The sequence below is a fragment of the Kitasatospora aureofaciens genome, from assembly GCF_019192735.1.
GTDB lineage: Bacteria > Actinomycetota > Actinomycetes > Streptomycetales > Streptomycetaceae > Kitasatospora > Kitasatospora aureofaciens_A.
Genome location: NZ_JAHTKP010000006.1, coordinates 113,735 through 137,710, shown reverse-complemented (window position 1 = coordinate 137,710; position 23,976 = coordinate 113,735). Strand labels below are relative to the sequence as shown.

21 protein-coding genes and 1 pseudogene are annotated in these 23,976 nt (G+C 72.7%); 7 read left to right on the top strand and 15 right to left on the bottom strand.

The genetic code is table 11. From position 1 onward, the window contains the following. Nucleotides 1-81: 81 nt before the first annotated feature. The 3 genes from KV557_RS09125 to KV557_RS09115 all read right to left on the bottom strand — a co-directional run bounded on the left by KV557_RS09125 (nucleotide 82) and on the right by KV557_RS09115 (nucleotide 3,738). Nucleotides 82-1,437 carry a cytochrome P450 family protein gene (locus tag KV557_RS09125; RefSeq protein WP_218199268.1) on the bottom strand — a complete coding sequence of 452 codons (1,356 nt, stop codon included), beginning with the start codon at nucleotides 1,435-1,437 and terminating at the stop codon, nucleotides 82-84. A gap of 64 nt (nucleotides 1,438-1,501) precedes the next feature. Then, nucleotides 1,502-2,911, bottom strand: coding sequence for an MFS transporter (locus KV557_RS09120; protein ID WP_218199267.1), 1,410 nt, complete (start codon nucleotides 2,909-2,911; stop codon nucleotides 1,502-1,504). A 206-nt stretch (nucleotides 2,912-3,117) separates the two neighbouring features. Next, complete coding sequence (locus KV557_RS09115; protein WP_218199266.1) at nucleotides 3,118-3,738, bottom strand: sigma-70 family RNA polymerase sigma factor; 621 nt, start codon at nucleotides 3,736-3,738, stop codon at nucleotides 3,118-3,120. Between KV557_RS09115 and KV557_RS09110 the strand changes: the two genes are divergently transcribed. Next, complete coding sequence (locus KV557_RS09110; protein WP_218199265.1) at nucleotides 3,737-3,979, top strand: zf-HC2 domain-containing protein; 243 nt, start codon at nucleotides 3,737-3,739, stop codon at nucleotides 3,977-3,979. The genes KV557_RS09115 and KV557_RS09110 overlap by 2 nt on opposite strands. 277 nt (nucleotides 3,980-4,256) lie before the next feature. On the opposite strand, the gene KV557_RS42390 is transcribed toward KV557_RS09110, so the two are convergent. Then, nucleotides 4,257-5,156, bottom strand: coding sequence for a hypothetical protein (locus tag KV557_RS42390; RefSeq protein ID WP_256177142.1), 900 nt, complete (start codon nucleotides 5,154-5,156; stop codon nucleotides 4,257-4,259). 232 nt (nucleotides 5,157-5,388) lie between these two features. On the opposite strand from KV557_RS42390, the pseudogene KV557_RS42385 reads away from it, so the two are divergent. Continuing rightward, nucleotides 5,389-5,766, top strand: a pseudogene (locus KV557_RS42385) (cytochrome P450); the annotation flags it as partial. A gap of 48 nt (nucleotides 5,767-5,814) precedes the next feature. On the opposite strand, the gene KV557_RS09095 reads toward KV557_RS42385, so the two are convergent. Next, nucleotides 5,815-6,510, bottom strand: a complete 696-nt coding sequence (locus tag KV557_RS09095) for an MBL fold metallo-hydrolase (RefSeq protein WP_218199262.1) — start codon at nucleotides 6,508-6,510, stop codon at nucleotides 5,815-5,817. Nucleotides 6,511-6,679: 169 nt separating this feature from the next. On the opposite strand from KV557_RS09095, the gene KV557_RS09090 reads away from it, so the two are divergent. Beyond that, entirely contained in the window at nucleotides 6,680-8,155 is a 1,476-nt protein-coding gene (locus KV557_RS09090; protein ID WP_218199261.1) for a CoA transferase, read from the top strand. 31 nt (nucleotides 8,156-8,186) lie between these two features. Beyond that, nucleotides 8,187-8,828, top strand: coding sequence for a DUF6461 domain-containing protein (locus KV557_RS09085; protein WP_218199260.1), 642 nt, complete (start codon nucleotides 8,187-8,189; stop codon nucleotides 8,826-8,828). 18 nt (nucleotides 8,829-8,846) lie between these two features. Here KV557_RS09085 and KV557_RS09080 read toward each other — a convergent pair whose 3' ends face one another. Then, nucleotides 8,847-9,470, bottom strand: a complete 624-nt coding sequence (locus KV557_RS09080; RefSeq protein WP_308129817.1) for an HdeD family acid-resistance protein — start codon at nucleotides 9,468-9,470, stop codon at nucleotides 8,847-8,849. Between the two features lie 207 nt (nucleotides 9,471-9,677). Between KV557_RS09080 and KV557_RS09075 the strand changes: the two genes are divergently transcribed. Further along, nucleotides 9,678-11,534, top strand: coding sequence for an NAD-binding protein (locus KV557_RS09075; RefSeq protein WP_218199259.1), 1,857 nt, complete (start codon nucleotides 9,678-9,680; stop codon nucleotides 11,532-11,534). A 99-nt stretch (nucleotides 11,535-11,633) separates the two neighbouring features. On the opposite strand, the gene KV557_RS09070 is transcribed toward KV557_RS09075, so the two are convergent. The 7 genes from KV557_RS09070 to KV557_RS09040 form a co-directional block, all read right to left on the bottom strand. Beyond that, nucleotides 11,634-12,419 (bottom strand): enoyl-CoA hydratase, encoded by a 786-nt coding sequence (locus KV557_RS09070; protein WP_218199258.1) that lies wholly within the window; start codon nucleotides 12,417-12,419, stop codon nucleotides 11,634-11,636. Nucleotides 12,420-12,627: 208 nt separating this feature from the next. Then, nucleotides 12,628-13,692, bottom strand: coding sequence for an enoyl-CoA hydratase/isomerase family protein (locus KV557_RS09065; RefSeq protein ID WP_218199257.1), 1,065 nt, complete (start codon nucleotides 13,690-13,692; stop codon nucleotides 12,628-12,630). Nucleotides 13,693-13,895: 203 nt separating this feature from the next. Further along, a complete protein-coding gene (gene fahA / locus KV557_RS09060; RefSeq protein ID WP_218199256.1) occupies nucleotides 13,896-15,116 on the bottom strand; it encodes a fumarylacetoacetase in 1,221 nt (406 codons plus the stop codon). Beyond that, entirely contained in the window at nucleotides 15,113-15,988 is an 876-nt protein-coding gene (locus tag KV557_RS09055; protein WP_218199255.1) for a hypothetical protein, read from the bottom strand. Before KV557_RS09055 ends, fahA begins: the two co-directional genes overlap by 4 nt. Continuing rightward, the gene (locus KV557_RS09050) at nucleotides 15,985-17,187 is read right to left on the bottom strand and encodes a homogentisate 1,2-dioxygenase (protein ID WP_218199254.1); all 1,203 of its coding nucleotides are present in this window, start codon (nucleotides 17,185-17,187) and stop codon (nucleotides 15,985-15,987) included. Before KV557_RS09050 ends, KV557_RS09055 begins: the two co-directional genes overlap by 4 nt. Nucleotides 17,188-17,262: 75 nt before the next feature. Then, on the bottom strand, nucleotides 17,263-18,477 hold the full coding sequence (hppD, locus tag KV557_RS09045) for a 4-hydroxyphenylpyruvate dioxygenase (protein ID WP_256177141.1): 1,215 nt from the start codon (nucleotides 18,475-18,477) through the stop codon (nucleotides 17,263-17,265). Between the two features lie 255 nt (nucleotides 18,478-18,732). Then, a complete protein-coding gene (locus tag KV557_RS09040) occupies nucleotides 18,733-20,052 on the bottom strand; it encodes a phosphoribosyltransferase family protein (protein ID WP_218199253.1) in 1,320 nt (439 codons plus the stop codon). A 226-nt stretch (nucleotides 20,053-20,278) separates the two neighbouring features. Here KV557_RS09040 and KV557_RS09035 point away from each other — a divergent pair, with 226 nt between their 5' ends. Beyond that, complete coding sequence (locus KV557_RS09035) at nucleotides 20,279-20,647, top strand: hypothetical protein (protein WP_218199252.1); 369 nt, start codon at nucleotides 20,279-20,281, stop codon at nucleotides 20,645-20,647. 199 nt (nucleotides 20,648-20,846) lie between these two features. On the opposite strand, the gene KV557_RS09030 is transcribed toward KV557_RS09035, so the two are convergent. Continuing rightward, entirely contained in the window at nucleotides 20,847-22,547 is a 1,701-nt protein-coding gene (locus tag KV557_RS09030) for an acyl-CoA dehydrogenase family protein (RefSeq protein ID WP_218199251.1), read from the bottom strand. A 142-nt stretch (nucleotides 22,548-22,689) separates the two neighbouring features. Further along, entirely contained in the window at nucleotides 22,690-23,244 is a 555-nt protein-coding gene (locus tag KV557_RS09025) for a PadR family transcriptional regulator (RefSeq protein WP_218199250.1), read from the bottom strand. 186 nt (nucleotides 23,245-23,430) lie between these two features. On the opposite strand from KV557_RS09025, the gene KV557_RS09020 reads away from it, so the two are divergent. After that, complete coding sequence (locus tag KV557_RS09020) at nucleotides 23,431-23,901, top strand: SPW repeat protein (protein WP_308129816.1); 471 nt, start codon at nucleotides 23,431-23,433, stop codon at nucleotides 23,899-23,901. The last annotated feature ends 75 nt before the right edge of the window (nucleotides 23,902-23,976 follow it).

Genomic DNA, 23,976 nt, shown 5'->3' with positions numbered 1-23,976 from the left:
TCGTACGGGCTTCGGGGCAGGCGGAGCCGCGCCCCGGTTGTGCGGCCGGGGCGCCGGGGGGCCGGGGAATGGCGTGGCCGGTCAGACACGCCTGTCGTAGGCGACCGGCAGCTTGTTGACCCCGCGGGCCAGGACGGCGGGGATCCAGGTGAGCGCATCGAGACCGGCGGCCTCCGCCCCGGCGGGGCGCAGCCCGGGCAGACGGGAGAGCAACGTGCCGATGGCGATCTGGAGTTCGGCGCGGGCCAGGGCGGCGCCGGGGCAGTAGTGGATGCCGTGGCCGAACGCGAGGTGGGCGTTGGGCGTACGGTCGAAGTCGAGGCGGTCGGCGTCCGGGAACTGCTCGTCGTCGCGGTTGGCGGCGCAGAGCGAGACGATGACGGAGTCGCCGGCGGGGACGGTGGTGCCGAACAGGTCGCTGTCCTCGGCGAAGAACCGCCAGGTGGTGAGCTCGAACGCGGCGTCGTGGCGCAGCAGTTCCTCCACCGCGCGGGCGAGCAGGCCCGGGTCCTCCATGCGGTCGCCGTCCGTGTGGTCGCCGGTCGTGCCGTCCCTGAGGCGCGCGAGGTGGTCGGGGTGGCGCAGCAGGGTGATCAGCATGGTGGTGATCTGGTTGGTGACCGGCTCCTGGCCGGCGACCAGCAGCTGGAACACCATGGAGTCCAGTTCCTCGCGGCTCAACTCGCCCGCATCGCAGGCGGCGACGAGCCGCCCCAGCAGGTCGTCCTCGGCCCGCGCCGGGTCGTAGTGGGCGCGCTTGTGGGCGACGACGTCCGCGATGTACGTCTGCAGCCCGCGCAGCCGCCCTTCGTACGCCGCCCGGCCCGGGTCGAGCGGGCCGACCGGCTGGACGACCTTGCCCCAGTCGCGGTCGAATCGCACGGCCAACTCAGCTGGCAGGCCGATGACTTCGGCGAGCACCCGGAACGGGAAGTGGGCCGCGAAGCCGGCCACCAGGTCGGCGCCGCCGGTGGCGAGCAGGTCGTCGACCAGGGCGTCGGCGAGCTCCTGCAGGCGCGGGCGCAGGGCCTCCACCCGGCGGGGCGCGAAGGCGTCCAGGACGAGTCGGCGCATCGCGGTGTGCTTGGGCGGGTCCTGGTGGAGCAGGTGCACCTGGAGCTGGGAGTGCTGCGGCTCGGGCATGATCGAGGCCAGTCGGCGCCAATTCGCGTTGCCCAGAGCGTGGTTCTTGCCGAGCCGGGTGTCGTTGAGGGTCGCGTGCGCGGCCCGGTAGCCGGTGACCAGCCAGGCGTGGATGCCGCTCGGGAACTCCACCCGGTGGACCGGACCGGCCTCGCGCATCCGCCGGTACAGGGGGTACGGATCGCTCTTGTACTCCGGCCCGTAGAGCTTGACGGGGTCGGGGAGCGCGGTGTCTGCCTGTTGGTCGTGGCCGAACGGGCAGCCCGCCGCCGGTTGGTGGACGGTGTCGGTCATCTGCGGTGCTTCCTCCGGTCGTACGGTGTTCCAGGGTGGTGGGCGGTCGGGCGGGCCGGCCGCGTCACGCCGGTGCGCGGTGGGCGCGGTGGTGCAGGGCGAGGAGGGCGACGGCGGTCGCGGCGGCGAGGACCGCCAGGGCGAGGCCGGCTCTGGTGCCGGTGGTCGCGCGGTCGCCGGCCAGGGTGGCGGCGGTGGCGAGGGCGGGGCCCAGGGCGAAGCCCAGGCTGCGGGAGAGCTGGACGGCGGAGCCCGTGGTGGCCAGCCTCCCGGGCGGCGAGGCGGTCATCACCAGTGCCTGCGTGGGGCCGCCGTTGAGGCCCATGCCGGCGCCGGCGAGGGCGAGCCGCCAGGCGATGTCGCCGTTGGACCAGGCGCCGTCCAGCGGGACGAGAAACAGCAGGCCGAGGGTGGTGACGGCGGCCCCGGTGAGCGCGGTCGGCCGGGCGCCCCAGCGGTCCGCGAGCCGTCCGCCGAAGCGGCCCGCCACCACCATGCCGAGCGGGAAGGCCAGCATGGTGAGCGCGGTGCCGGTGGCGCTCTCGGCCTCCGCGCCGCGCAGGTGCTGGACGAGGAGGTACTGGCAGGCCGCAAAGCCGGCGGCGAGGGCCAGTACGGAGGCGTTGACGCCGGTGGTGCCCGCGGCCCGGAGCGTCTCGGCGACCGGCCGCCCACCGGGGCGGCGCAGCCAGACCAGGACGAGCGGGGCGGCGGGCAGCGCGAGCAACAGCCACAGCGGCGCCCGGGGTGCGAGGGTGAGCGCGAGCAGGACGGAGGCGACGGCGGAGCCGATGAGGGCGGCGTCACCGAGTGAACCGCGGTCCGGCAGCCGCAACTTACCGGCGTGCGGGGCGTGCCGCCGCACGATCAGCACGGCGGCCAGGCAGACCGGCAGCTTCACCAGGAAGACCGCCCGCCACCCGACGTGGTCGAGCAGCAGGCCGCCGATCACCGGCCCGGTGACGGCGCCGAGCGGGCCGAGCGTGGCGGGCACGCTCATCGCCCGCCCGCGCAGCTCGGGCCGGACGGCGGTGGCGGCGAGCACCGGCATCAGCACGAACAGCACCGCGCCGAAGGCCCCTTGCGCAAGGCGGGCCGCGATCAGCCAACTGGCCCACGGCGCAAGGGAGGCGAGCACGCTGCAGGTGGCGAAGCAGCCGACCGCGAGCAGCAGCGCGGAACGCGTGCCGACCTGGTCCAGCCACCGCCCGGCTGGCAACAGCAGAGCGACCAGGGGGAGTTGGTAGCCGAGCGTGGCCCACTGGGCGACCCCGGCGGACACGTGCAGGCCGGCCGAGATGTCGGTGAGCGCCAGGTTGACCACGTTCATGTCGAGCATCGCGACGAACGAGAGCAGCCCGGCGGCGACGACCAGGCTCCACCGGTCCACCGGGCCGGTCTGGCTGTCCTGGTTGTCCTGGCGTGCCCGGTGTCCCGTCAACCCACCGGCGCTCGGCCGATGTTGCGCTGCCATGGAGTCCTCCGTTCCCCCGCTGTACCGGACACCGCCTCGGCGGCGGGGTCCGGTACAGCAGTCGGGGGCGCGGCGGATCCAGTTCCCGAACACTTGAAGGAATCTTTCCGATCGGCGCCGCCGGGCGAACAGTTGACAACTAACAGATGACAGATGTTGAAATCTGTAATCTGTTAGTTGTTATCTGTCATCCGTCGCCTGAACTCTCAGCAGGCCGCCGCCAGCTCCCCGCTCTCCGCCGCCCGCAGCCTCGCTATCAGCTCCTCCCGGGCCCGGGCGACCCGGGACCGGACGGTTCCGACCGGGCAGCCCGCCACCTCGGCGGCCTCGGCGTAGCTCAGGCCGACCACCTGGGTCAGCACGAACGCCTCCCGCCGCTGCACGGGTACCCGGTCGAGCAGGTCGCCGAGCGCGATGCCGTCCTCGAAGCCGGCCGCCGGTTGGGTGCTCTGCCGTTCGGCGGCTTCCTGCCAGTCCGGCAGCGCCGCGCAGCGTGGCCGGGCGGCGGCCGTCCGGTACCGGTCGATCACGGTCCGCCGGGCGATCGACAGCAGCCACGTCCGGGCCGAGGAGCGGCCGGCGAACGCGGGCAGGCCCCGCAGGGCGCGCAGGAAGGTCTCCTGGGCGAGGTCGTCGGCGGACTGGACGTCGGTCAGGTGGGCGACGAACCGCCACACGTCGCGCTGGGTGGCGCGCACGAAGGCCTCGACGTCGGGCGCCCGGCCCGCGCGGGCGGTCAGGGCGAGCGCGGTGAGCTGCTCGTCATCCACGGCGGCCTCCCACCCGGCCGGTCCCGCCGTCGAAGCCGTGCGGCACGATGGTCGCATGAGATGCGCGCAGTTCCGTACCGCTCTGTCCGCCCGCCTGGACGGCGAGCCGGCTGGGCTTCCGGACGGCCGCCTGGACAAGCACGTCGCACGCTGCGCGGGTTGCCGGGACTGGCTGGAGCGGGCCGAGCGGCTGCGCGGCCGGGTCGGGGTGGCCGCCACCGACGGCCCGTCGGCGGACTGGACCGCCGGTCTGCTGACCCGGCTGGAAGACGAAGGGCCGCGAGGCCCGGAGCAGTAGGACGGTGGCGCCGGCCGGAACCGGTGCGCCGTCGTAGTCAGGCATGAAAGGTCCTGAGGGAAGGGCTGGGGGCGGCGCCCGCCGTGGGCGGCGCCGTCGGCGTCCGTGGGTTCTCCGCGCGGCGCGCCCCGGGAGCGGGTGGCAGCGCGCGCAGGCCCGGGCCCTGACGGCACGGCGGCGCAACGCTCGGCCGGACGGCAGGGCGACCTGCCCGTCGCGGCGCCTCCGGCGGCGGTGAGCGGCCGGGAGTGGCGGGTGGAGTACGGCGACGGGCGCGTCAGCAGGCGAGGGCGAGCGCGGGCGGCCCGCGCCGTACGACGGCGTGCGTGAGCAGCACCTGCCGGGGCAGTCGAGTCCGGCGGACGGCAGGCCGGGGCGGGGTCGGCGGGCGGTAGCCGAAGGGCCGGGCGAACAGCGCGAGGAGTGGGAGCAGCAGCGCGCCCGCCACGACGGAGCCGAGTGCCCCGAGGAGTTCGAAGAGGCGGACCAGCGCGGCATCACCGCGCCAGAGCAGCAGCGCGCAGGCCAGCGCGGCCAGCACGTGGGCGGCGATCATCCCGGGGGACATCCCGTGCGCCGCCATGTCGTGGGAGGCTGCCATGGCATGGCCGGAGGCGCCGCTCCCACCGGACGCGGAGGACATCCCTGACATTCCGGGCATGCCCGCTGTCCCGGCCATGTCCATCGCCGAGCTGTCGCCCGAAGCGACCCCCGGGACCGCCCCCGCCCCCGTGTCGTGGTGCATGCCCGCCACGGCGCGCAGGCCGGCGGCGGGCGGGACATCCGGGTCGAGTCCGGCCATCCTCGCCAGGTCGGCGGGCGACAGTCCGGTGGGCACCCGGTCCGGGTTGCAGAGCAGCAGGGCGGTCCAGTCGGTGCCGGCGAGCCGGCCGAGGCCGCCGTTGCCGGGGGTGAGTGCCCCGGCCCGCTCGAGGAGCAGGTGCAGCGCGCTCTGCGCCGCGACCATCCAGGCGCTGATCACCCCGAGGCCCCGCCGCCTCCCGGCGAGCAGCCAGGTCAGGGCGAGGACCGCGCCGAACGCGCCGGCCAGCACCGGCGGCGACACCCCGGCCCCGCCCATGCCGACGTGCGCCGCGGCGGCCAGCGCCACGCACAGCGCGGCGAAGACCACGGCGCGCAGCGAGCGGATCCGATCGGTCATCACGATGGCACTCATCGTCGCACCCGCCCGGTCCAGCCCGGACCGCACCCTCCGGTATTGGCCGGTTCCGCCCCGTGAGACCATGCCCGGCCGCATCGCCCCAGTCCGCCGCCACCCGTCCCCAGGGCCCGGTCGCCGGATCCCGCCAAGCCGCTCGTATGACCATCGGTGCGATTTGACATCGTCCATCGCTCAATCACTAAATGTGCACACCCCCGTACCGCCCGTCAGTAGCGCGCAGCTGCAGGACGAGATCGTCCGGCACGCCACGCCGATCATCCAGTTCCGCCGCACCCTGGCCGTCGACCACGAGCTGGGCGGCCCCGGCGGACCGCTGCTGTGGGCGGGGGAGAAGGCGGTCCTGTTCTTCGGCTCCGCCAACCGTGACGAAGAGGTCTTCGCCGACCCGGACGCCTTCGACATCACCCGCACCCCCAACCCCCACCTGGGGTTCGGAGGCGGCGGGCCGCACTACTGCCTGGGGGCCCACCTCGCCCGGCAGGAGATGAAGGTGCTCTTCCGCGAGCTGTTCACCCGCCTGCCCGAGCTACGGTCGGTCGGCGAGCCGGACCTCGTCCCGTCCAGCTTCGACCACCGCGTCCGGACGCTGCGCTTCACCTTCTGACACGCAGTGACCGCGCGGCGCGTCACTTTCTGACACCCGGTGCCCGGGCTACCCCGCCGGCTCCCAGACCGCGTTGTCGTGCGCGAACAGCACCCGGTGCGGCCCGAACGCGGCCAGGCGGTCCAGCCAAGCCGGGTAGCCGGGCAGCGGCGGTGCCACGCCCTCGCGCGCCGCCCGCCGGGCGAGCACCGCCGAACCGTACTCGGACGCGAAGTCGTACGCCTGGCCGGCGAGCACGACGGCGCCGCCGTCCGGCCGCTCCACGACCAGCGACTGGTGCCCGGCGGTGTGCCCGGGCGTCGGGACCACCCGGACCCCCGGCCACACCTCGGCCTCGCCGTCCAGCTCGCGGTAGTCCGCGCCCGGGAAGTCGACCAGCGCGTCGATCGTGTAGTCGCCCTTCCGGGCCGCCGCCAGCTCGGCCGCCTGGACGAGCACCGGCATGCCGGCCAGCAGCGGGTTGCCGCCGCAGTGGTCGATGTGCAGGTGGCAGTTGACCACCAGGTCGAGGTCGGCGAGCGCGACCCCGGCCGCCGCGAGCGCCTCCGGCAGCGGGCGGCGGACCGGGCGGTAGTGCGCCTCGGTCTCGGGGTCGCCGGCGCCGATCCCGGTGTCGAACAGCAGCAGCCCGTCCGGGCGCCGCACCAGGTACGCGAGCACCGGTTCGACCCGAGGCCGCGGGCCGCCCACCTCGGCGGCCGGCCGGACGAAGTAGCCCAGGTCGAGACGGCGGATCGCGTGCATTCAGGCCCCCTGTCGCCGTACGGGCCGCTCCGGCCCCCCGTCCGCACCCTACCTGCCGACCGTCCGTGGTCCTTCCGCCGATCGGCCAGGGCCGAGTGATGCCCGGTGGGCGGGCGGCGGGTGGCGGGCGTCACGGCGGGCGGTCGGCAACGGGAGCAGAATGCCGGACATGACAGAGCGTCCGACGCCCCAGGCCGAGCAGTCCCCGACCGCGCAGTCCGTGACCGAGCAGTCCCCGGCCGAGCAGACCCCCGTACCGCAGCCCGTCGCCGCGCAGCCCGTCGCTGAGCGGCCCCCCGTCGACGGGCCCACCGCGCACGCCTGGGCCGCCCTCGGCGGATCCGCCGACCTGCTGGAACGGGTCTCCTTCCACGGCCCCGACGCCGTCCTGCCCTCCGGCCTGCCGGTGCGACAGCTCGCCCGCGCCACCGTCGCCGCCTGCTCGCTGGCCGCCGCCGAACTCGCCGCCCACCGCAACGGCGGCCCCGTCCCCGCCGTCCGGGTCGACCAGGGCGCCGTGGCCACTGCCTTCGTCAGCGAGCGCCACCTGACCGTCGACGGCCGCACGCCCGTCACCTTCGCCCCGCACTCCGGCTTCTGGCGCACCGCCGACGGCTGGGTCCGGACCCACGCGAACTACCCGCACCACCGCACCCGGCTGCTCACCGCTCTGGACCTGCCCGCCGACGCCGGACCCGAGCACCTCGCGAAGGTGCTGGGCGAGCAGCCGTCCGAGCGGATCCAGGAACGCGCCTACGAGGCGGGGGCGCTTGCCGTGGCCGTCGCGCCGGTCAGTGCCACCGCGCACCCCCTGGTCGAGACCCGCATCGTCGATTCCGGCCCCTCGACGGCCCGCCAGCTCGGCCCCGCCGCGCTGCCCGCCGACGGCATCCGCGTCCTCGACCTCACCCGCGTCATCGCCGGCCCGGTCGCCACCCGCACCCTCGCCCTGCTCGGCGCCGACGTGCTGCGCGTCGACTCGCCCCACCTCCCCGAGGCCGACGACGCCCACGCCGACACCGGCTTCGGCAAGCGCTCCACCCGCCTCGACCTCGCCGACCCCGCCGACCGCGCCGTCTTCGAGGACCTGCTCGCCACCGCCGACGTCGTCATCACCGGCTACCGCCCCGGCGCCCTCGACGCCCACGGCCTCGCCCCCGACGCCCTGCCGGCCCGCCGCCCCGACCTGATCGTCGCCCAGCTCTGCGCCTGGGGCTGGACCGGCCCATGGGCAGGGCGCCGCGGCTTCGACAGCCTCGTCCAGGCGGGCGTCGGCATCGCCGGCCACGAGTCCGCCCCGGACGGTCACCCCGGCGTCCTCCCCGCGCAGGCACTCGACCACGGCACCGGCTACCTCATCGCCGCCGCTGTCCTGCGCGCCCTCACCGACCAGCGCACCGGGCGCCCCGGCGGGCGCCACCTGCGCTTCTCCCTCGCCGGTACCGCGTCCTGGCTGCTCCACGGCATCGAGCCTGAGGCGTCGGCCAGCGACGAGCCGTACGATTCCGAGCGCTGGCTTGCCGAGACCGACTCCGCCTACGGCCGCCTGCGCCACGCCCTCCCGCCGATCGCCTACGACGGCGCGCCCACCGACTGGTCCCGCCCGCCGGGCCGCTGGGGGAGCGACCCGGCGACCTGGCTCTGACGGTGTCACAGCCGTCTGGGAGCATCGGCCCATGACTGCACACGCCACCGACTTCACCTGGTTCTCGAAGCGCTACCCCGTCCTCGGCGAGGCCTACTGCCTGACCCAGGTCCGGGGCGTCGCCGCCGACGAACTGCTGCGCCGCTTCGACGCCGTCCCGGGCCGGGAGGTCACCGGCCTGGACGCCGTCGTCGCCGCCTGGGAGACCTTCGACGACGGCGAGGACCCGGACGCCGAGCGCCTGTTCAGCGAGGACGAGTACGCGGACCGGCTCCTCGTCGCCGTCACCGAACTCGACGGCTGGGCCCTGGCCGCCGAGCCCTACGGCTACCTCGGCAGCCTCTGGGACCTGCTGCCCCGCCTCGCCGACGGCACCCGGGCGGTCTCGCACTTCCGGAACGTCAACGCCGCGGACGCCTTCAACTGGTGGGAGGGCGCCGGCTGCCGGCTCCACTTCGAGCCGCTCTTCCCCGACCAGCGGGACGGGTCGGACGCCGACGCCCCAGGGATCCCGGAGCTGCTGACGGCCTGCGGGTTCCGTCTCGACGACAAGAACCTCGACCTCCACACCGAGGCCGCGTTCGCCCTCGCCGAGCGGCTGACGGACGTCCGGCTCGACGTCGAACGGCTGGAGGCCGCGACGTTCAGGATCGGCTACGCGCCCAGGCCGTAGTTCTCTCCTCTGCCCCTTTTAGACGCCCGACGGGATCCGCTTCGCCCGGCTGCGCATCTGGAGCGCCGTCACGATCTCGATCAGGCCGAGGACCAGCAGCCAGCAGCCGGCCAGGATCGTCAGCGCGGCGATCGAGCCGACCGGCCAGTCCATCAGCAGTACGCCGGCCAGCGTGTTGGCCACGCCCGCGAAGGCCTGCCAGCCACGGGCGGGCATGTTCGGGTCGGAGATGGCGGCGGCGAGCTGGGTGATGCCCCGGAACAGCCAGCCGATGCCGATCCAGAGCGCGAGCAGCAGCAGCGACTGCGCGGCGCTGCGGAAGCAGAGCAGCCCCAGCAGCACGCAGATCGCACCGCTGATGAACGCGAGCACCCGAAGCGCGGTGGTGGCGTGCGTGCCGAACGCCGCGACCAGCTGGACGATGCCGATGACCAGCAGGTACAGGCCGAACAGCACACCCACCACCAGCAGGGTCTGCCTGGGCCAGGCGAAGACGACGATCCCGAGGGCGAGCGAGGCCAGCCCGGCGAGCAGCAGGACCTGCCAGGCGGCCTTTGCGAGCAGGCCGAGCGGGCCCTGGACGGGGGAACCGTCGGGGTTGATGGCCGGGGAACCGTCGGGGGTGATGATCGGGGGGACCACGGTGGCGCACTCCTCGGGCCGGGAACGGGCGGAACAGGCGGGGTACGGGCGGGGGACGAACCCCACCCTCATGCCCCCGGCTGCCTCCCGCTCGTCCGGTACCGCCATTGGAGGGATGGAAACCGATGCCCGTCCGGGACATTCGGAGCCCTGCCGGTTGCCGGAACGACACCCTCCGAGCACCAGCCGTAGATACCATCCGGTGGTATGACTTCTGAAGGGTGGGGGACCCCTCCGGTCGAGCCGATCAGCCAGCACTACATCGTCTGCGGCGGAAACGCGCTGGCCCACCGGCTGATCCTGGAACTCGTCGAGCACTACGAGGTTCCGGTCGTCGTCCTGGTCGCGGACCGCAGCCGCGACCACGCGCCGCAGATCGAGCAACTGTCCGGCGTCGCCGCCGTCGTGGAGTACAGCAGCATCACCGACGAGGCGCTGCGCGCGGTGTCCATCGAGACCGCACGCGGCCTTGCCCTCGTCGAGGGCAGCGACCAGGAGAACATCCACACGGCGCTCAGCGCCCAGGGCCACAACCCGGACATCCGGATCGTGCTCCGGATGTTCAACCAGCGCCTCGGCGAGAACATCGAACGCCTCCTCAGGAACGGCGCCGCGCTCTCCGGTTCCGCCACCGCCGCGCCCGCCTTCGCCGCCGCGGCGCTCGGGCGGCCCAACTCGGTCGAGGTCGGCGGACGGTTCCTGCACATCGCCTTCGACGACGCGATCACCTCCGACCGGATCTGCATCGTCGCCGACCACATCGACCGCCAGGACCTCAGCAAGATCCGCCTGATGCCCGAACAGGAGGGCAGTTCGGCCGAGTTCGTCCAGCTCGCCAGTGAGTTCGGGGACGACGGGCCGGTGCGCGTGGGGAGTGGTGGCGGTGTCGGCAGTGGCAGTGGCAGCGCTGGTGGCGGTGTGCGGCACGACGTAGAGCCGCTGCCCGAGGCGGTCGCGGAGACGGGCGGGGTCGCCGCCCTCCAGGCGCTGCCCATCGAACCCCGGGAACCGATCAGCTGGGCACGGCGGCTGCGCTGGCGGGTGCTCGACACGGCACGCTTCTTCACCAGCGCCCGGCTGCGGCTGGTGCTGCTCACCGCGTTCGCCCTGGTCCTGATGTCCTTCGCGGTGCTCTGGTACCTCAGCCGGGACTTCGGCTGGACCGTCTACATCTCGCTGCTCGACCTGGCCGGCGCGGCCCAGCCCGACCAGCCCGCCGACATCGCCGCCGGAACGGGGACGGGCGGTGGGTGGCAGCGGGCCGCGCAGGTGGTCATCACCCTCTGCGGCATCACCTTCGCGCCGGTCGCCACCGCGATCGTCGTCGAGGTGCTCGCCTCCGGGCGCCGCGGCCTGCCGCGCAACCCGAGCGCCGGCACCCGGGACCACGTGATCGTCGTCGGGCTCGGCAACGTCGGCACCCGGGTCGCCGCTCAGCTGCACGAGCTGGGCGTGCCGGTGGTCTGCATGGAGCGCGACCCGCAGGCGCGCGGCATCGCCGCCGTCCGGGCGCTCGGCATCCCGGTGGTGCTCGGTGACGGCCCGTTCGAGGAGCAGCTGCGCCGGGCCCGGCTGAAGCACAGCCGCGCCGTGGTCGCGGTCAGCGGAGACGACGCCACCAACCTGGAGGCGGCACTGGAGGCGCGCCACGGCAACCCCGAAGTCCGGGTGGTGGTGCGGCTGTTCGACGACAACTTCGCCGGCCACTTCTACGCGACGCTGGACAACGCGGCGTCGCGGTCCGTCTCCTACCTGGCGGCGCCGGCCTTCGCCGCCGCCCTGATGGGACGCGAGGTGCGGGGCACGCTCTCGGTGCTCCGGCACGTGCTGCTCATCGCCGAGCTGACCGTGGAGGACGGCAGCGGGCTGATCGGCATGAACCGGCACGACCTGGAGGACCCGGGCGGCGTCCGGGTGATCGCCGCCCGGGTCGCCCGCAGCCCGCACCTCCAGTGGAACTACGCCGACCGCACCCGCCGGCTCGGCCCGGGCGACCGGATCGTGGTCGCTGCCACCCGCAGCGGGCTCGCCCGGCTCAACACGGTGCTGGCGGACGAGGGCTGACGGGTTTCAGCAAACAGATAACACTGACAGATAACAGCTGACAGACAACAGATTTCATCATCTGTCATCTGTCATCTGTCAGCTGTTCGCCGTCATCCGTCAGCGATTGATGAAGGCCGGCGGGCGCTTCTCCGCGAACGCCGCCATGCCCTCCTTCTGGTCCGCGGTCGCGAACGCCGCGTGGAAGAGGCGGCGCTCGAAGCGGACGCCCTCGGCGAGCGTGGTCTCGAAAGCCCGGTTGACGCTCTCCTTCATCATGATCGCCGCCGGGGTGGACATCGCCGCGACGGTCTCGGCGGTGGCCAGAGCCTCCGCCATCAGCTGGTCGGCCGGGACGATCCGGGAGACCAGGCCCGCCCGCTCGGCCTCCTCGGCGCCCATCATCCGGCCGGTCAGGCACAGCTCCATCGCCTTGGCCTTGCCGATCGCCCGGGTCAGCCGCTGCGAGCCGCCGATGCCCGGGATCACGCCGAGCTTGATCTCCGGCTGCCCGAACTTCGCGGTGTCCGCGGCCAGCAGGATGTCGCACAGCATCGCCAGCTCGCACCCGCCGCCCAGCGCGAAGCCGGCCACCGCCGCGACGACCGGCTTGCGCAGCTCGCCGAGTCGGTCCCACGGGCCCAGCCAGTCGTCCAGGTAGACGTCGGGGAACCGGTTGCCCTGCATCTCCTTGATGTCGGCGCCCGCCGCGAAGGCCTTCTCCGACCCGGTGATCACCAGACAGCCGATCTCCGGATCCCGGTCGAAGGCGGTGGCCGCCGCGACGACCTCGTTCATCAGCTGGGTGTTCAGCGCGTTGAGCGCCTTGGGCCGGTTGAGCGTGATCAGCCCGACCCGGCCCTTCCGCTCGACCAGGATCGTCTCGTAGGTCTCGGTCTCGGTCATCGCCGTTGACTCCCATTCCGCTGCTCGGCGCCGCACGGGCGCGCCCTGACCACCCAACGATCTACGACGCGCCCCGCCTCGCGCCAGTCTTGGCATGCGAGACAGTCGTCACGAGTCAGACCCTGGGGCCCGGGCCGGGATCAGAACCGCACGCCGTACCGTTCGGCGTAACCGGTACCGCTCGGTGTAACCGCCCGGGTGGCACGGTTCAGGCCAGGCCGAGCTCGTCGCCCTCGCGCGGGGCCAGGAAGTGTGCCACGTCCGCGTCCGTCACCTCGGCGAGCATGGCAGCGGACCAGCGCGGGTTGCGGTCCTTGTCGATCACCTGGGCGCGGATGCCCTCGATCAGGTCGTCGCCGTCCAGTGCGGCGCACGAGATGCGGTACTCCTGGTCGAGCACCGCCTCCAGCGACGGGAGCGACCGGGCCCGGCGCAGCGCGGCGAGGGTGACCTTGACGGCCGTCGGCGAGTTGGCGAGGACCAGTTCGGCGGCCTCCTTCGCCTCCGGCACACCGGAGTTGAGCAGCCGCTCGACGATCTCCTCGGCGGTGTCGGCGGCGTAGCAGGCGTCGATCCACGCACGCTGGGCCGCGAGGGCGGCGGGCGGCGCGGGCTCGGCGTGCGCGGCGACGGTGGCGGCCACATCCGGCTCCTGGGCGAGGGCGTCGAGCAACGCAGGGATCTTGGCCGACGGGACGAAGTGGTCCGCGAAGCCGCACAGCAGGGCGTCGCCGGGGCCCATCGAGCCGGAGGTCAGGCCCAGGTGGGTGCCCAACTCGCCCGGGGCGTGGGCGAGGAGGAGGCTGCCGCCGACGTCCGGCACCAGGCCGATCCGGGTCTCGGGCATGGCGACGGTGGAGCGTTCGGTGACGATCCGGACCGCGCCGTGGGCGGAGAGGCCGACGCCGCCGCCCATCGTGATGCCGTCCATCACCGCGACGTAGGGCTTGGGGTAGCGCGCGATCAGGGCGTTCAGCCGGTACTCGTCACGGAAGAACGCCCGCGCGCCGGCGCCGCCCGCCTTGGCGGAGTCGTGCATCGCTCGGATGTCGGCCCCGGCACAGAGCCCGCGCTCGCCGGCCCCGGTCAGGACGACGGTGTGCACGGCATCGTCGGCGGCCCACTCGTCCAGCGTCGCGCTGACGGTCGTGATCATGCCGTGGGTGAGGGAGTTGAGCGCCCTCGGCCGGTTCAGCACGATCCGTCCGACCCGGCCGTCCCGGTGGACCTGTACCTCGGCTGCTGTTGCCTCTGCCGCCGCCCCTGCGCTCATCGGGCCCGCTCCCGTTCCTCGGTGTCGAAGATCCCTGTCCCTGCCGCCCACCGTACTAGGGCAAACAGATGACAGATGACAGATGATGAAATCTGTCATCTGTCATCTGTCATCTGTCAGTTGTCACCCGGGACCTGCCGCGGCCCGACTGCGGCCCGTCCACGGCCTGCGCGCGGCCCGGCTACGGTCCATCTACAGCCCGGCTACGGCTCGACCCGCCCCGCGACCTCGCCGAAGCCGACGACCGTCCCGTCCGGGCCCGGCGCGGTGGCGGTGATGATCACCTCGTCGCCGTCCTCCAGGAACGTCCGCGTCGTGCCGTCCGCGAGCTTCAGCGGCTCCTCGCCGTTCCAGGTCAGCTCGATCAGCGCGCCCCGGGTGTCCGGCTCGGGCCCGCTGACGGTGCCCGAGGCGAACAGGTCGCCGGTGCGCAGCGAGGCGCCGTTGACCGTCATGTGGGTGAGCTGCTGCTGCGCCGTCCAGTACATCGACGCGAACGGCGGGCGGGAGACCAGGTGCCCGTTCAGGCGGATCTCCATCGCCAGGTCCAGGCCCCACGGCTCGCCGCCGCGGTCGTCCAGGTACGGCAGCGGCTCGACATCGCGCTCGGGCGGGCTGACCCGGGCGTGCTGCAGCGCGTCCAGCGGGACGATCCACGGCGAGACCGAGGTCGCGAAGGACTTGCCGAGGAACGGGCCGAGCGGCACGTACTCCCAGGCCTGGATGTCCCGCGCGGACCAGTCGTTGACCAGGCAGACGCCGAACACGTGCTCGCGGAAGTCGTCCAGGACGACCGGCCGCCCGAGCGTGGACGGCGCGCCGACGACGAAGCCGACCTCGGCCTCGATGTCCAGCCGGCGGGTCGGGCCGAAGGACGGCACCGCGTCGGCCGGCGCCTTGCGCTGCCCGTACGGGCGCACCACCGGCGTGCCGGAGACGACGACCGTGCCCGCCCGGCCGTGGTAACCGATCGGCAGGTGCTTCCAGTTGGGCGTCAGCGGCTCCGAGCCCGGGCGGAAGATCCGGCCCAGGTTGGTGGCGTGGTGCTCGCTCGCGTAGAAGTCGACGTAGTCGGCGACCTCGAACGGCAGGTGCAGCTCGACCTCGCCCACCGGCAGCAGCGCCGGCGACAGCGCCTCGCGGTAGGACTCGTCGGTCAGCCACAGCGTGAGGTCCGCCCGCACCTGCGTCCAGGCCGAACGCCCGGCCGCCAGCAGCGGGTTGAGCGAGTCCGCATCCAGCAGCACCGAGGGCGCCCCGGCCGCGCGGGCGGCTGCTCCGGCGTCCAGCACGAAGTCCCCGACGCGCACGCCGATCCGGCGCCGTCCGGGCTGGTCGGCGGCGGTGAAGACGCCGTACGGCAGGTTGTGCACGCCGAACGGCGAGTCCTGGGTGCTGGCGAGCCAGCTGCGGGGGGTGCTCAACGGTCCTCCTGGGGCAGTGGACTGGGCGACAGCAGGCCGAGCGCGGCCAGGTCGTCCAGGGGTTCGGCGATGCTGCAGGTGCCGAACGCGGTGAACGAGTTGCGGATCACCGTAACCTGATGCCCGCTCAGTTCGCGGACGGCCTTGGCCAGCACCTCGCCGTCGCGCTCCGCCAGCACTTCGGCGGCGGCGGCCCGGTCCGTCTCCTGCGCGGCCAGCAGCACGTTGAGGAAACCGTGGTGCTCGAAGCCGGTGACCGGATCGGTGTGCCGGAGGGCATTGTGCAGCCCTGCCGTGCACTTGTACGGCAGGCCGCGCTGCGCGCAGCCGGTGAGGAAGGCGGCCAGCTCGTCCTCGCCCGGGAACGCCTCCGCGACGACCCCGCCGGTGCGGAACTTCGCCCGATAGGCACTGTCGACCAGCACGTCCAGGACCTCGTCCAGGCCGTCGCCGCGCAGGAGTTCGCGCGGCAGTTCGACGGCGGCGGGAACGTCCGGCGGCAGCAGCCGGTCGAGTTCGGCGACGGCCTCGCGGACGTCCCGGGTGGCGAGTTCGACGCCGGCCACCTCGAACGGCGCGGCGGCGGCGAGCGCCGGGCCGAGCTCGGCACTGCCCCCCGGCAGCACGAGCCCGACCCTGAGCGGCCCGGTGCCCTCCACCGCCGCGGCCAACTCGCCCAGCCGGCCCGCCCCACAGAGGAACGGGCCGACCGCGTCGGCATACCAGGCCGCGCGGTGGGCGCGGTGCGCGGGCACCGCCTCGACGACCGGCAGGTTCCCCGGCGGGAACACCGCCGCGTCGTCGAAGAGTCCGTGGAACAGCTCGGGGACGGGGGACAGCTCGGGCACGGGTGACAGCGGGATCGCGCTCATCGCCCGGGCCCCCGGCCCGCCCACGTCCACGCGTAGTTGCCGTCCTCGCTGGCCCGGCCGCCCTCGCCCAGCTCCAGCGGGCGGAACGTGTCCACCATGACGGCGAGTTCGTCGAAGAAGTCCACACCGATGCTGCGCTCGTACGCGCCCGGCTGCGGACCGTGGGTGTGCCCGCCGGGGTGCAGCGAGATCGAACCCTGGGCGATGCCCGAGCCCTTGCGGGCCGCGTAGTCGCCACCGCAGTAGAACATGACCTCGTCGCTGTCCACGTTGGCGTGGTAGTACGGCACCGGGATCGACAGCGGGTGGTAATCCACCTTACGGGGAACGAAGTTGCAGATCACGAACCCGTTGCCCTCGAACACCTGGTGGGCCGGCGGCGGTTGGTGGATCCGGCCGGTGATCGGCTCGTAGTCCCGGATGTTGAAGGCGTACGGGTACAGGCAGCCGTCCCAGCCCACCACGTCGAACGGGTGGTGCGGCACGGTGTAGCGGGTGCCCGAAACGCCGTTCGGGCCACGGTGCTTGACGAGCACATCGACGTCCCCGGGGGCGTCGACCACGAGCGGGCCCTCCGGTCCGCGCAGGTCCCGCTCGCAATACGGCGCGTGCTCCAGCAGCTGTCCGTACTTGGAGAGGTAGCGCTTGACCGGGGTGATGTGGCTGTTCGCCTCGATGCAGTACGCGCGCAGCGGCTCGTCCCCGGCCGGCACCCAGCGGTGCGTGGTGGCCCGCGGGATGATCACGTAGTCGCCCTGGCCGACCTCCAGCGAGCCGAAGACCGTCTCCACCGTGCCGGAGCCGGACTCCACGTACACGCACTCGTCGCCGAGTCCGTTGCGGTACAGCTCACTCGGGGCCCCGGCGGCGACGTACGAGATCCGCACGTCGCCGTTGCCGAGGACCAGGCGGCGGTTGCTCACGACGTCCGCGGACTTCCACTCCTGGTCCGCGAACAGCTCGTGCAGCTTGAGGTGGCGGGGGAGCAGGGGATGGTTGGGCACCGTGGACTGGTCCGGCAGCTCCCACGGCACCGCGTTCACCACGGCCGACGGGATACCCCGGTGGTAGAGCAGCGAGGAGTCCGAGGAGAACCCCTCCTCGCCCATCAACTCCTCGTAGTACAGCCCGCCTTCGGGTGTGCGGTGCTGGGTGTGCCGCTTGGGCGGGATGCTGCCCAGCTGCCGGTAGTACGCCATCTCCCTGCTCCTCCTCGACCGTGCTCAGTCGACCGTGCTCACGGTACGCCGACCGTGCTCAGAGTTCCGCGACGTTCACAGGTTGCCGCGGGCGTCCTGCTCGCGCTCGATGGCCTCGAACAGCGCCTTGAAGTTGCCCTTGCCGAAACCCAGCGAACCGTGCCGCTCGATGAACTCGTAGAAGACGGTGGGGCGGTCGCCGATCGGCTTGGTGAAGATCTGCAGCAGGTAGCCGTCCTCGTCGCGGTCGACCAGGATGCCGCGCTTCTTCAGCTCGTCGATCTCCACCCGCACGTGGCCGATCCGGGCGCGCAGCTCCGGGTCGTCGTAGTACGAGTCGGGGGTGTTGAGGAACTCCACGCCGCGCGAACGCAGCACGTCCACGGTGGTGAGGATGTCGTTGGTGGCGAGCGCCATGTGCTGGCAGCCCGGGCCGGTGTAGAACTCCAGGTATTCGTCGATCTGGGACTTCTTCTTGGCGATGGCCGGCTCGTTGAGCGGGAACTTCACCCGGTGGTTGCCGCTCGCGACGACCTTGGACATCAGCGCGGAGTAGTCGGTGGCGATGTCGTCGCCGACGAACTCGGCCATGTTCACGAAGCCCATGACCCGGTTGTAGAACGAGACCCACTCGTCCATCTTGCCCAGCTCGACGTTGCCGACCGCGTGGTCCAGCGCCTGGAACAGGCGCTTCGGCGAGCCCGCCGGGTGCTTGACCTTGCTCTCGGCGGCGATGTAGCCGGGCAGGTAGGGGCCGGAGTAACGGGAGCGGTCGATCAGGGTGTGCCGGGTCTCGCCGTAGGTGGCGATCGCCGCGCGGCGCACGGTGCCGTTCTCGTCCGAGACGTCGTTCGGCTCCTCCAGGACGGTGGCGCCGGTCGCGCGGGCGTGCTCGATGCACTTGTCGACGTCCGGCACTTCGAGCGCCAGATCGACCACGCCGTCGCCGTGGCGGCGGTGGTGGTCCAGCAGCGGGCTGTCCGGCAGGACGCCGCCCTTGATCACGAAGCGGCAGGAGCCGGAGCGGAGCACGAAGGCCTTGCGGTCGCGGCGGCCGGTCTCCGGGCCGGAGTAGGCGACCAGCTCCATGCCGAAGACGGCCTGGTAGAACTGGGCCGTCTGGGTGGCGTTGCCGACCACGAACACGACCGCGTCCTGCGCGGTCACCGGGAACGGGTCGGTGGCCGGGTCGTGCTCGACGAGGCCGACGAGGCGGCGCAGCTGGTCGGCGTCGAGACCGGCCTCGCGCTCCTCGGGGGTCAGCTCAAGGGCGTGGGACTGCGGGGTCATCGGTCGTTCCTCCACTTTGGGCCTCGGCTCTGAGGCATCCGCTTGAGGCGGCCGCGCCGCTGATGGGTGGGCGGTCCGGCTGAGCGGAGAGCTTGCTCCTGTCCGGGTGGTTGGGCAACAGGTCGGATTTTCACTGTTCAATGTGTACAAGCTGATCAGGAAATCCCTCGTTCAGCTGCGCAAAATGTGCTGCCGATCGGGACTGATTCACGAAGTCTGCGTAAGAGCTCTGCGTGACTGGTGGGATGGGCTGCTTCACGGCTCGGTCCCAGGTCGGAGGTGGTGCCGGAACCAGTCCCCGGCCAGCTCGGAGACCCGGTCCAGCGTGCCCGGCTCCTCGAACAGGTGGCCCGCGTGCGGCACCACGGCGAGTTCACTCTCGCAGCGCAGCCGGGTCCGCGCCCGCTGGTTGAGGTCGATCACGGTGCCGTCGAGGGCACCGACGATGAGCAGGGTGGGGGCGGTGACGCGGCCCAGCACCTCCGGCCCGGCAAGGTCGGGGCGGCCCCCGCGGGAGACCACGGCGCCGACGGCCGGACCGAGATCGGCGGCGGTGTGCAACGCCGCGGCGGCACCCGTGCTGGCGCCGAACAGGCCGAGGGGGAGGCCCTGGGTGGCGTCGAGCGTGGACAGATGTTCGGCGACGGCGGTCAGGCGGGAGCCGAGCAGGCCGACGTCGAACACCTTGCGGCGGTCCGGCTCCTCGGCCTCGGTGAGCAGGTCGAACAGCAGCGTGGCCAGGCCGGTCCGGTTCAGGTACCCGGCGACGTGCCGGTTGCGGGGGCTGTGGCGGCTGCTGCCGCTGCCGTGCGCGAAGACGACGATGCCGCGGGCGGCGGCGGGGACGGTCAGGTGGCCGGCCAGGCGGACTCCGTCGGCGGGGACGGTCAGTTCGCGGTCCACCACGACGGGTGCGGGCGGGCGCTCCCCGCGGGCCTCGGCCAGCAGGCGCAGGACCTCGTCGTCGCCGGTCTGGGAGAAGTCGGCGTAGAACTCGCCGATCGCGAAGAACGGGGACGGGGTGCCGACGCAGACCAGCTCGTCGGCGACCTCGGTCAGGCGGTCCGTCCAGTCCTGGGGCGCCACCGGGACGGCGAGCACCACCCGGTCCGCGCCACGGGCCCGGACGATCCGGCAGGCGGCGCGGGCGGTGGAGCCGGTGGCGATGCCGTCGTCGACCACGATCACGGTCCGGCCGCGCAGGTCGGCGGGCGGGCGGCCGCCCCGGTAGCGGCGGGCCCGGCGCTCCAGTTCGGCGCGCTCGTGCCGTTCCACGTCGGCGAGTTGCTCCGCCGTGACCCCGGCCAGGCGCATCACCTGGTCGTTGAGCACCCGGACGCCGTCCTCGCCGATCGCTCCCATGCCGAGCTCGGGCTGGTAGGGCACGCCGAGCTTGCGGATCACGCAGATGTCCAGGGGCGCACCGAGCGCCGCGGCCACCTCGGCGGCCACGGGCACCCCGCCGCGCGGCAGGGCGACCACCACGGTGCCGGGGCCGCCCAGGTGCCCCAGCAGGGCGGCCAGCCGACGGCCGGCCTCGGTGCGGTCGGTGAAGTGGGTACTGGTGACGTGCATGATGCAGCCTCCGAGTTCCACCGTACGTCGGGTGGGGGGTGGGGGAGGAGCGGGGTGGGGTGGCGAGCCCGCTGAGGGGAGCCCCGCCGAGTGGCCCCAGCCCCCCCGGTAGCCCGGCCGGGAGCGGGACGGGACGTGGCCCCCGTGTGGCCGGGACAGCGGGCAGCGGACGGTGATGTCAACGGCGGGCCACCGTAGCCCGCCAGAGACCGAAGGAGCCCCCGTCATGCCGGGCACTGTCCTGACCGACCTGCACCGACGCGGCGCCGCCGACCCAGGCTGCCTGCTCTCCGGCCCGCTGCGCGGCGTCGGCCTGCAGTGGCTCGACCCGGGCCGCAGCGCTGAGCTGGCCGCCGACGACGTCGAGCACGCGCTCTACGTCACCGCCGGCTCCGGCCGGGCCGCCGCGCCCGACGCCGCCCCCGACACGGCCGCCCCCGACGACGGCATCCCGCTCGTCGAGGGCACGGCGCTCGCCCTCCCGCTCGGCACGCGGACCGTCCTCACGGCCGGCAGCGCCGGGCTTGAGTACTTCCACGCCGTCCTCGCCGTCCCGCACCCCGCCGACGCCCCGAAGGAAGGTGAACCCCGGTGATCGTCTCCACCGCCACAGGCTCCGCCACCGTCATCCTCGACCCGAACGGCGAACGCGTCCGCGTCCGCTGCCTCGCCCGGCGCTCCATGCTCGCGAGCGCCTGCGAATCCTTCGATCACCTGCGGCTGGCCGAAAGGCAACCGGGGGCGCCGGTCCGCCGACCGGCACCCCCGGGGTCTCACCGAGTTCCGTACAGCCCCTACGGCTGCATCTCGTACGCGCCCGACAGCGCGTCGACCCGCGCCCACACCTTCGCCGCCCGCTCTGCGTCGGCGACCGGCCGGCGCACGTTCGCGAGCGCCCAGGCGGCCTGCTCCTCCGTCGCCGAGGCCTTGCCGTACAGCTCGGTAGCGTGCGCGGAGAAGTCGCGGACCAGCGCGTCGAATATCTGGTCCAGCACGTCGGTGTCCAGACCGGTCAGCTCCGCCTGCTCCAGCACCAGCTGGCCGTAGACGATCAGCGCGAACAGCTGGCCGATCTCCAGCAGGAAGTCCAGGTCCGCCTGCTGCTCCTTGCTCGGGGCGTTCTGCAGGAGCAACTCGCAGAATCCGTCGGCCTGTTCGCGGAAGCGGGCGACGTTCGGCAGGTGCGCGTGCCGGTCGTAGGCGGTGCGCCAGTCGTGGAAGCGGATCGCGCCGAGGCCGCGGGCCGGGCCCTGCCGGAACAGGAAGACGTCGTCGGTGGCGTCCAGCCGGTTCGGCACCGGCGCGTAATCGGCCGGGGCGAACAGGTAGTTGCCCATGAACTTGAGGATCAGCGCCAGGTTGACGTGAACGGTGCCCTCCAGCTTCGGCAGGCCGCGGATGTCCTTCGCGGCCTTGTCGAAGTAGGTGTCCGCCTCGAAGCCCTTGGCCGCGATGACGTCCCACATCAGGTCGATGACCTTCTCGCCCTCGGTGGTGACCTTCATCTTGGTCATCGGGTTGAACAGCAGGTACCGGCGGTCCTCCGGGGAGGCGCTGCGGAAGTAGTCGACGGCCCGCGCGCTGAACAGCTTCATCGCCACCAGGCGGGCGTAGGCGTCGGTCAACTCCCGCCGCACGTGCGGGAAGTCGGTGACCTTTTTGCCGTACAGCACCCGGTTGTGGGCGTGCGTGACCGCCTCGTACATGGCGTGCTCGCAGATGCCGACCGAGGCCGTGCACAGGTTGAACTTGCCGACGTTGACGGTGTTCAGCGCGGCGTCGAAGGCGGCCTGGCCGGTGTGCAGCACGTCCTCGGCGCGGACCGGGTAGTCCTCCAGCCGGAACTCGCTGACGTACATCTGGGCGTTCACCACGTTCTTGACCAGGTGGTACGCCTCGTGGCGGCTGTCGGCGGCGAAGAACACGTAGCCCTCGGGGCCCTCGACGTCCGAGCGGCGGCCGAACACCGAGACCAGGCCGGCCACGTTGCCGTTGCCGATGTAGTACTTGGAGCCGGTCGCGGTGAAGCCGCCCTCGCCGTCGGGGGTGAGGATCATGTCGGTGGAGTAGATGTCGGCGCCGTGGGTGCGCTCGGAGAGGCCGAACGCCATGACGTGACCCTCCGCCAGGAGGCGTGCGGCGCGGGCCCGGACGGCCTCGTTCTCGCTCTGCCAGACCGGCCCGAGGCCGAGGATGGTGACCTGCCAGGTGTACCAGTAACCGAGGCCGTAGAAGCCGAAGATCTCGTTGAGCTCGGCGATCCGGGCGGTGTCCCACCGCTTGTCCGGGTCGGCCGCCGACGGGGTCAGAAACTCCGCGAACAGCCCTTCCTTGGCGGCGAATTCGAGGAAGTCGGCGTACCAGGTGCGGTCGATGTAGGTGTCGATCAGCGCCTTCTTGCCGCGGGACTCGAACCAGTCGACGGTCGCGCGCAGCAGCCGGCGGGTCGGCTCGTCGAACTGGGCGGGGTCGTAGGTGCGCGGGTTGAAGAGCATCACGGGCTCCCGGGGGTCGAGGGTGTGGGGTGGCAGAGGACGGCGGACAGCTGACGGATAACAGATTTCAGACTCTGTCATCTGCTGTCTGTCGACCGTCGGCTGTCCGCCGCCTGTCGGGCTGTCAGGGCTGTCGGGCCTGTCAGGGCCGTCTGTCGGCGGCGAGGCGGTGCAGGGTGGCGAGCACGTCGTCCAGCCAGGCGAGGGTCATCCGCTCGAATTCGATGCCGCCGCGCAGCACCACGTGCTGGAGTTCCTGGGCGGTGTCGAGCGCGGTGAGATCGGGGAAGTCGCGCTGCTCGCCGTGCAGATAGCGGGCGAGCAGGGCGGCGTGGCCGTCGCGGTGGCGCTCGACCTCGGAGATCAGTGCGGCCGGGTCGTCGAAGGCGGCGGCGCGGATCTTCACCGCGAGCTCGTGCCGGACGGTCTCCGGCTCGACTGGTTCGCGCAGCCAGCCGGCCAGCGCGGCCCGTCCGGGTCCGGCCGCCGAGTACACCTTCTTGTCCGGGCGGCCGTCCTGGACGACCTCCTCGGCAGCGATCCAGCCGTCCGCCTCCATGCGCCGCAGCACCCGGTAGATCTGCTGGTGGGTGGCGGTCCAGAAGCGGCCGATCGAGCGGTCGAAGCGCCGGGCCAGCTCGTAGCCGGAGCCGGGCTGCTCCAGCAGTGAGACGAGGATCGCGTGCTCCAGTGCCATGACCCGCATCCTGCTATGCAACGAGTTGCATAGCAATGGGCCTCCGGAGTGGTGAGACGCAGGTCACCGGCGTGATCGGATGGTTATCGATCATTTCGGGCAAGCAGGTGCAAAACGTTAGAGAAGCGCCAGAATGGGTACGGGGCAAGCGCCTTCCATGTTCCGAACCCATAGGAGGTGGTATCGGTGTCTACCCAGATCCCGATGGGCATGGAGCACCATCCGGACATCGTCGAACTACGGGAACACTACGAGCGGGTCACCTCGACCCCGCGCGCCCAGGGCATCGAGGCCCTGGCCGTGCTGGGCGGTCTCTTCCTGGCGGCATCGCCCTGGATCGTCGGCTTCACCGCCTTCAGCACCCTGACCGTGACCTGCCTGATCGTGGGTCTGGCCTACACCCTGCTGATGGCCGGATACGGGTCGGCCTACGAGCGCACACACGCGAGGGCCTGGGCGGCCGCCGCGCTCGGTGTCTGGACGATCATCTCTCCCTGGGCCGTCTCCGGATCGGTCGCGCACGGCAAGAACATCGTCACCTGCGTCATCGTCGGTGCCGTGATGTTCCTGCTCGGGCTCGCGGCGATCTCGATGGCCACGATCACGGCGAACGGAGCAGCGATGCGGCTCGGCCGGGCCGGCCGCGCCAAGGGCTGACCTCCCCGACAGCCCGCGTCCGGGGCGTGGACCGGCGGCGAACCGCCCTCCGCGCCCCGGCGCACGTCCACAGCC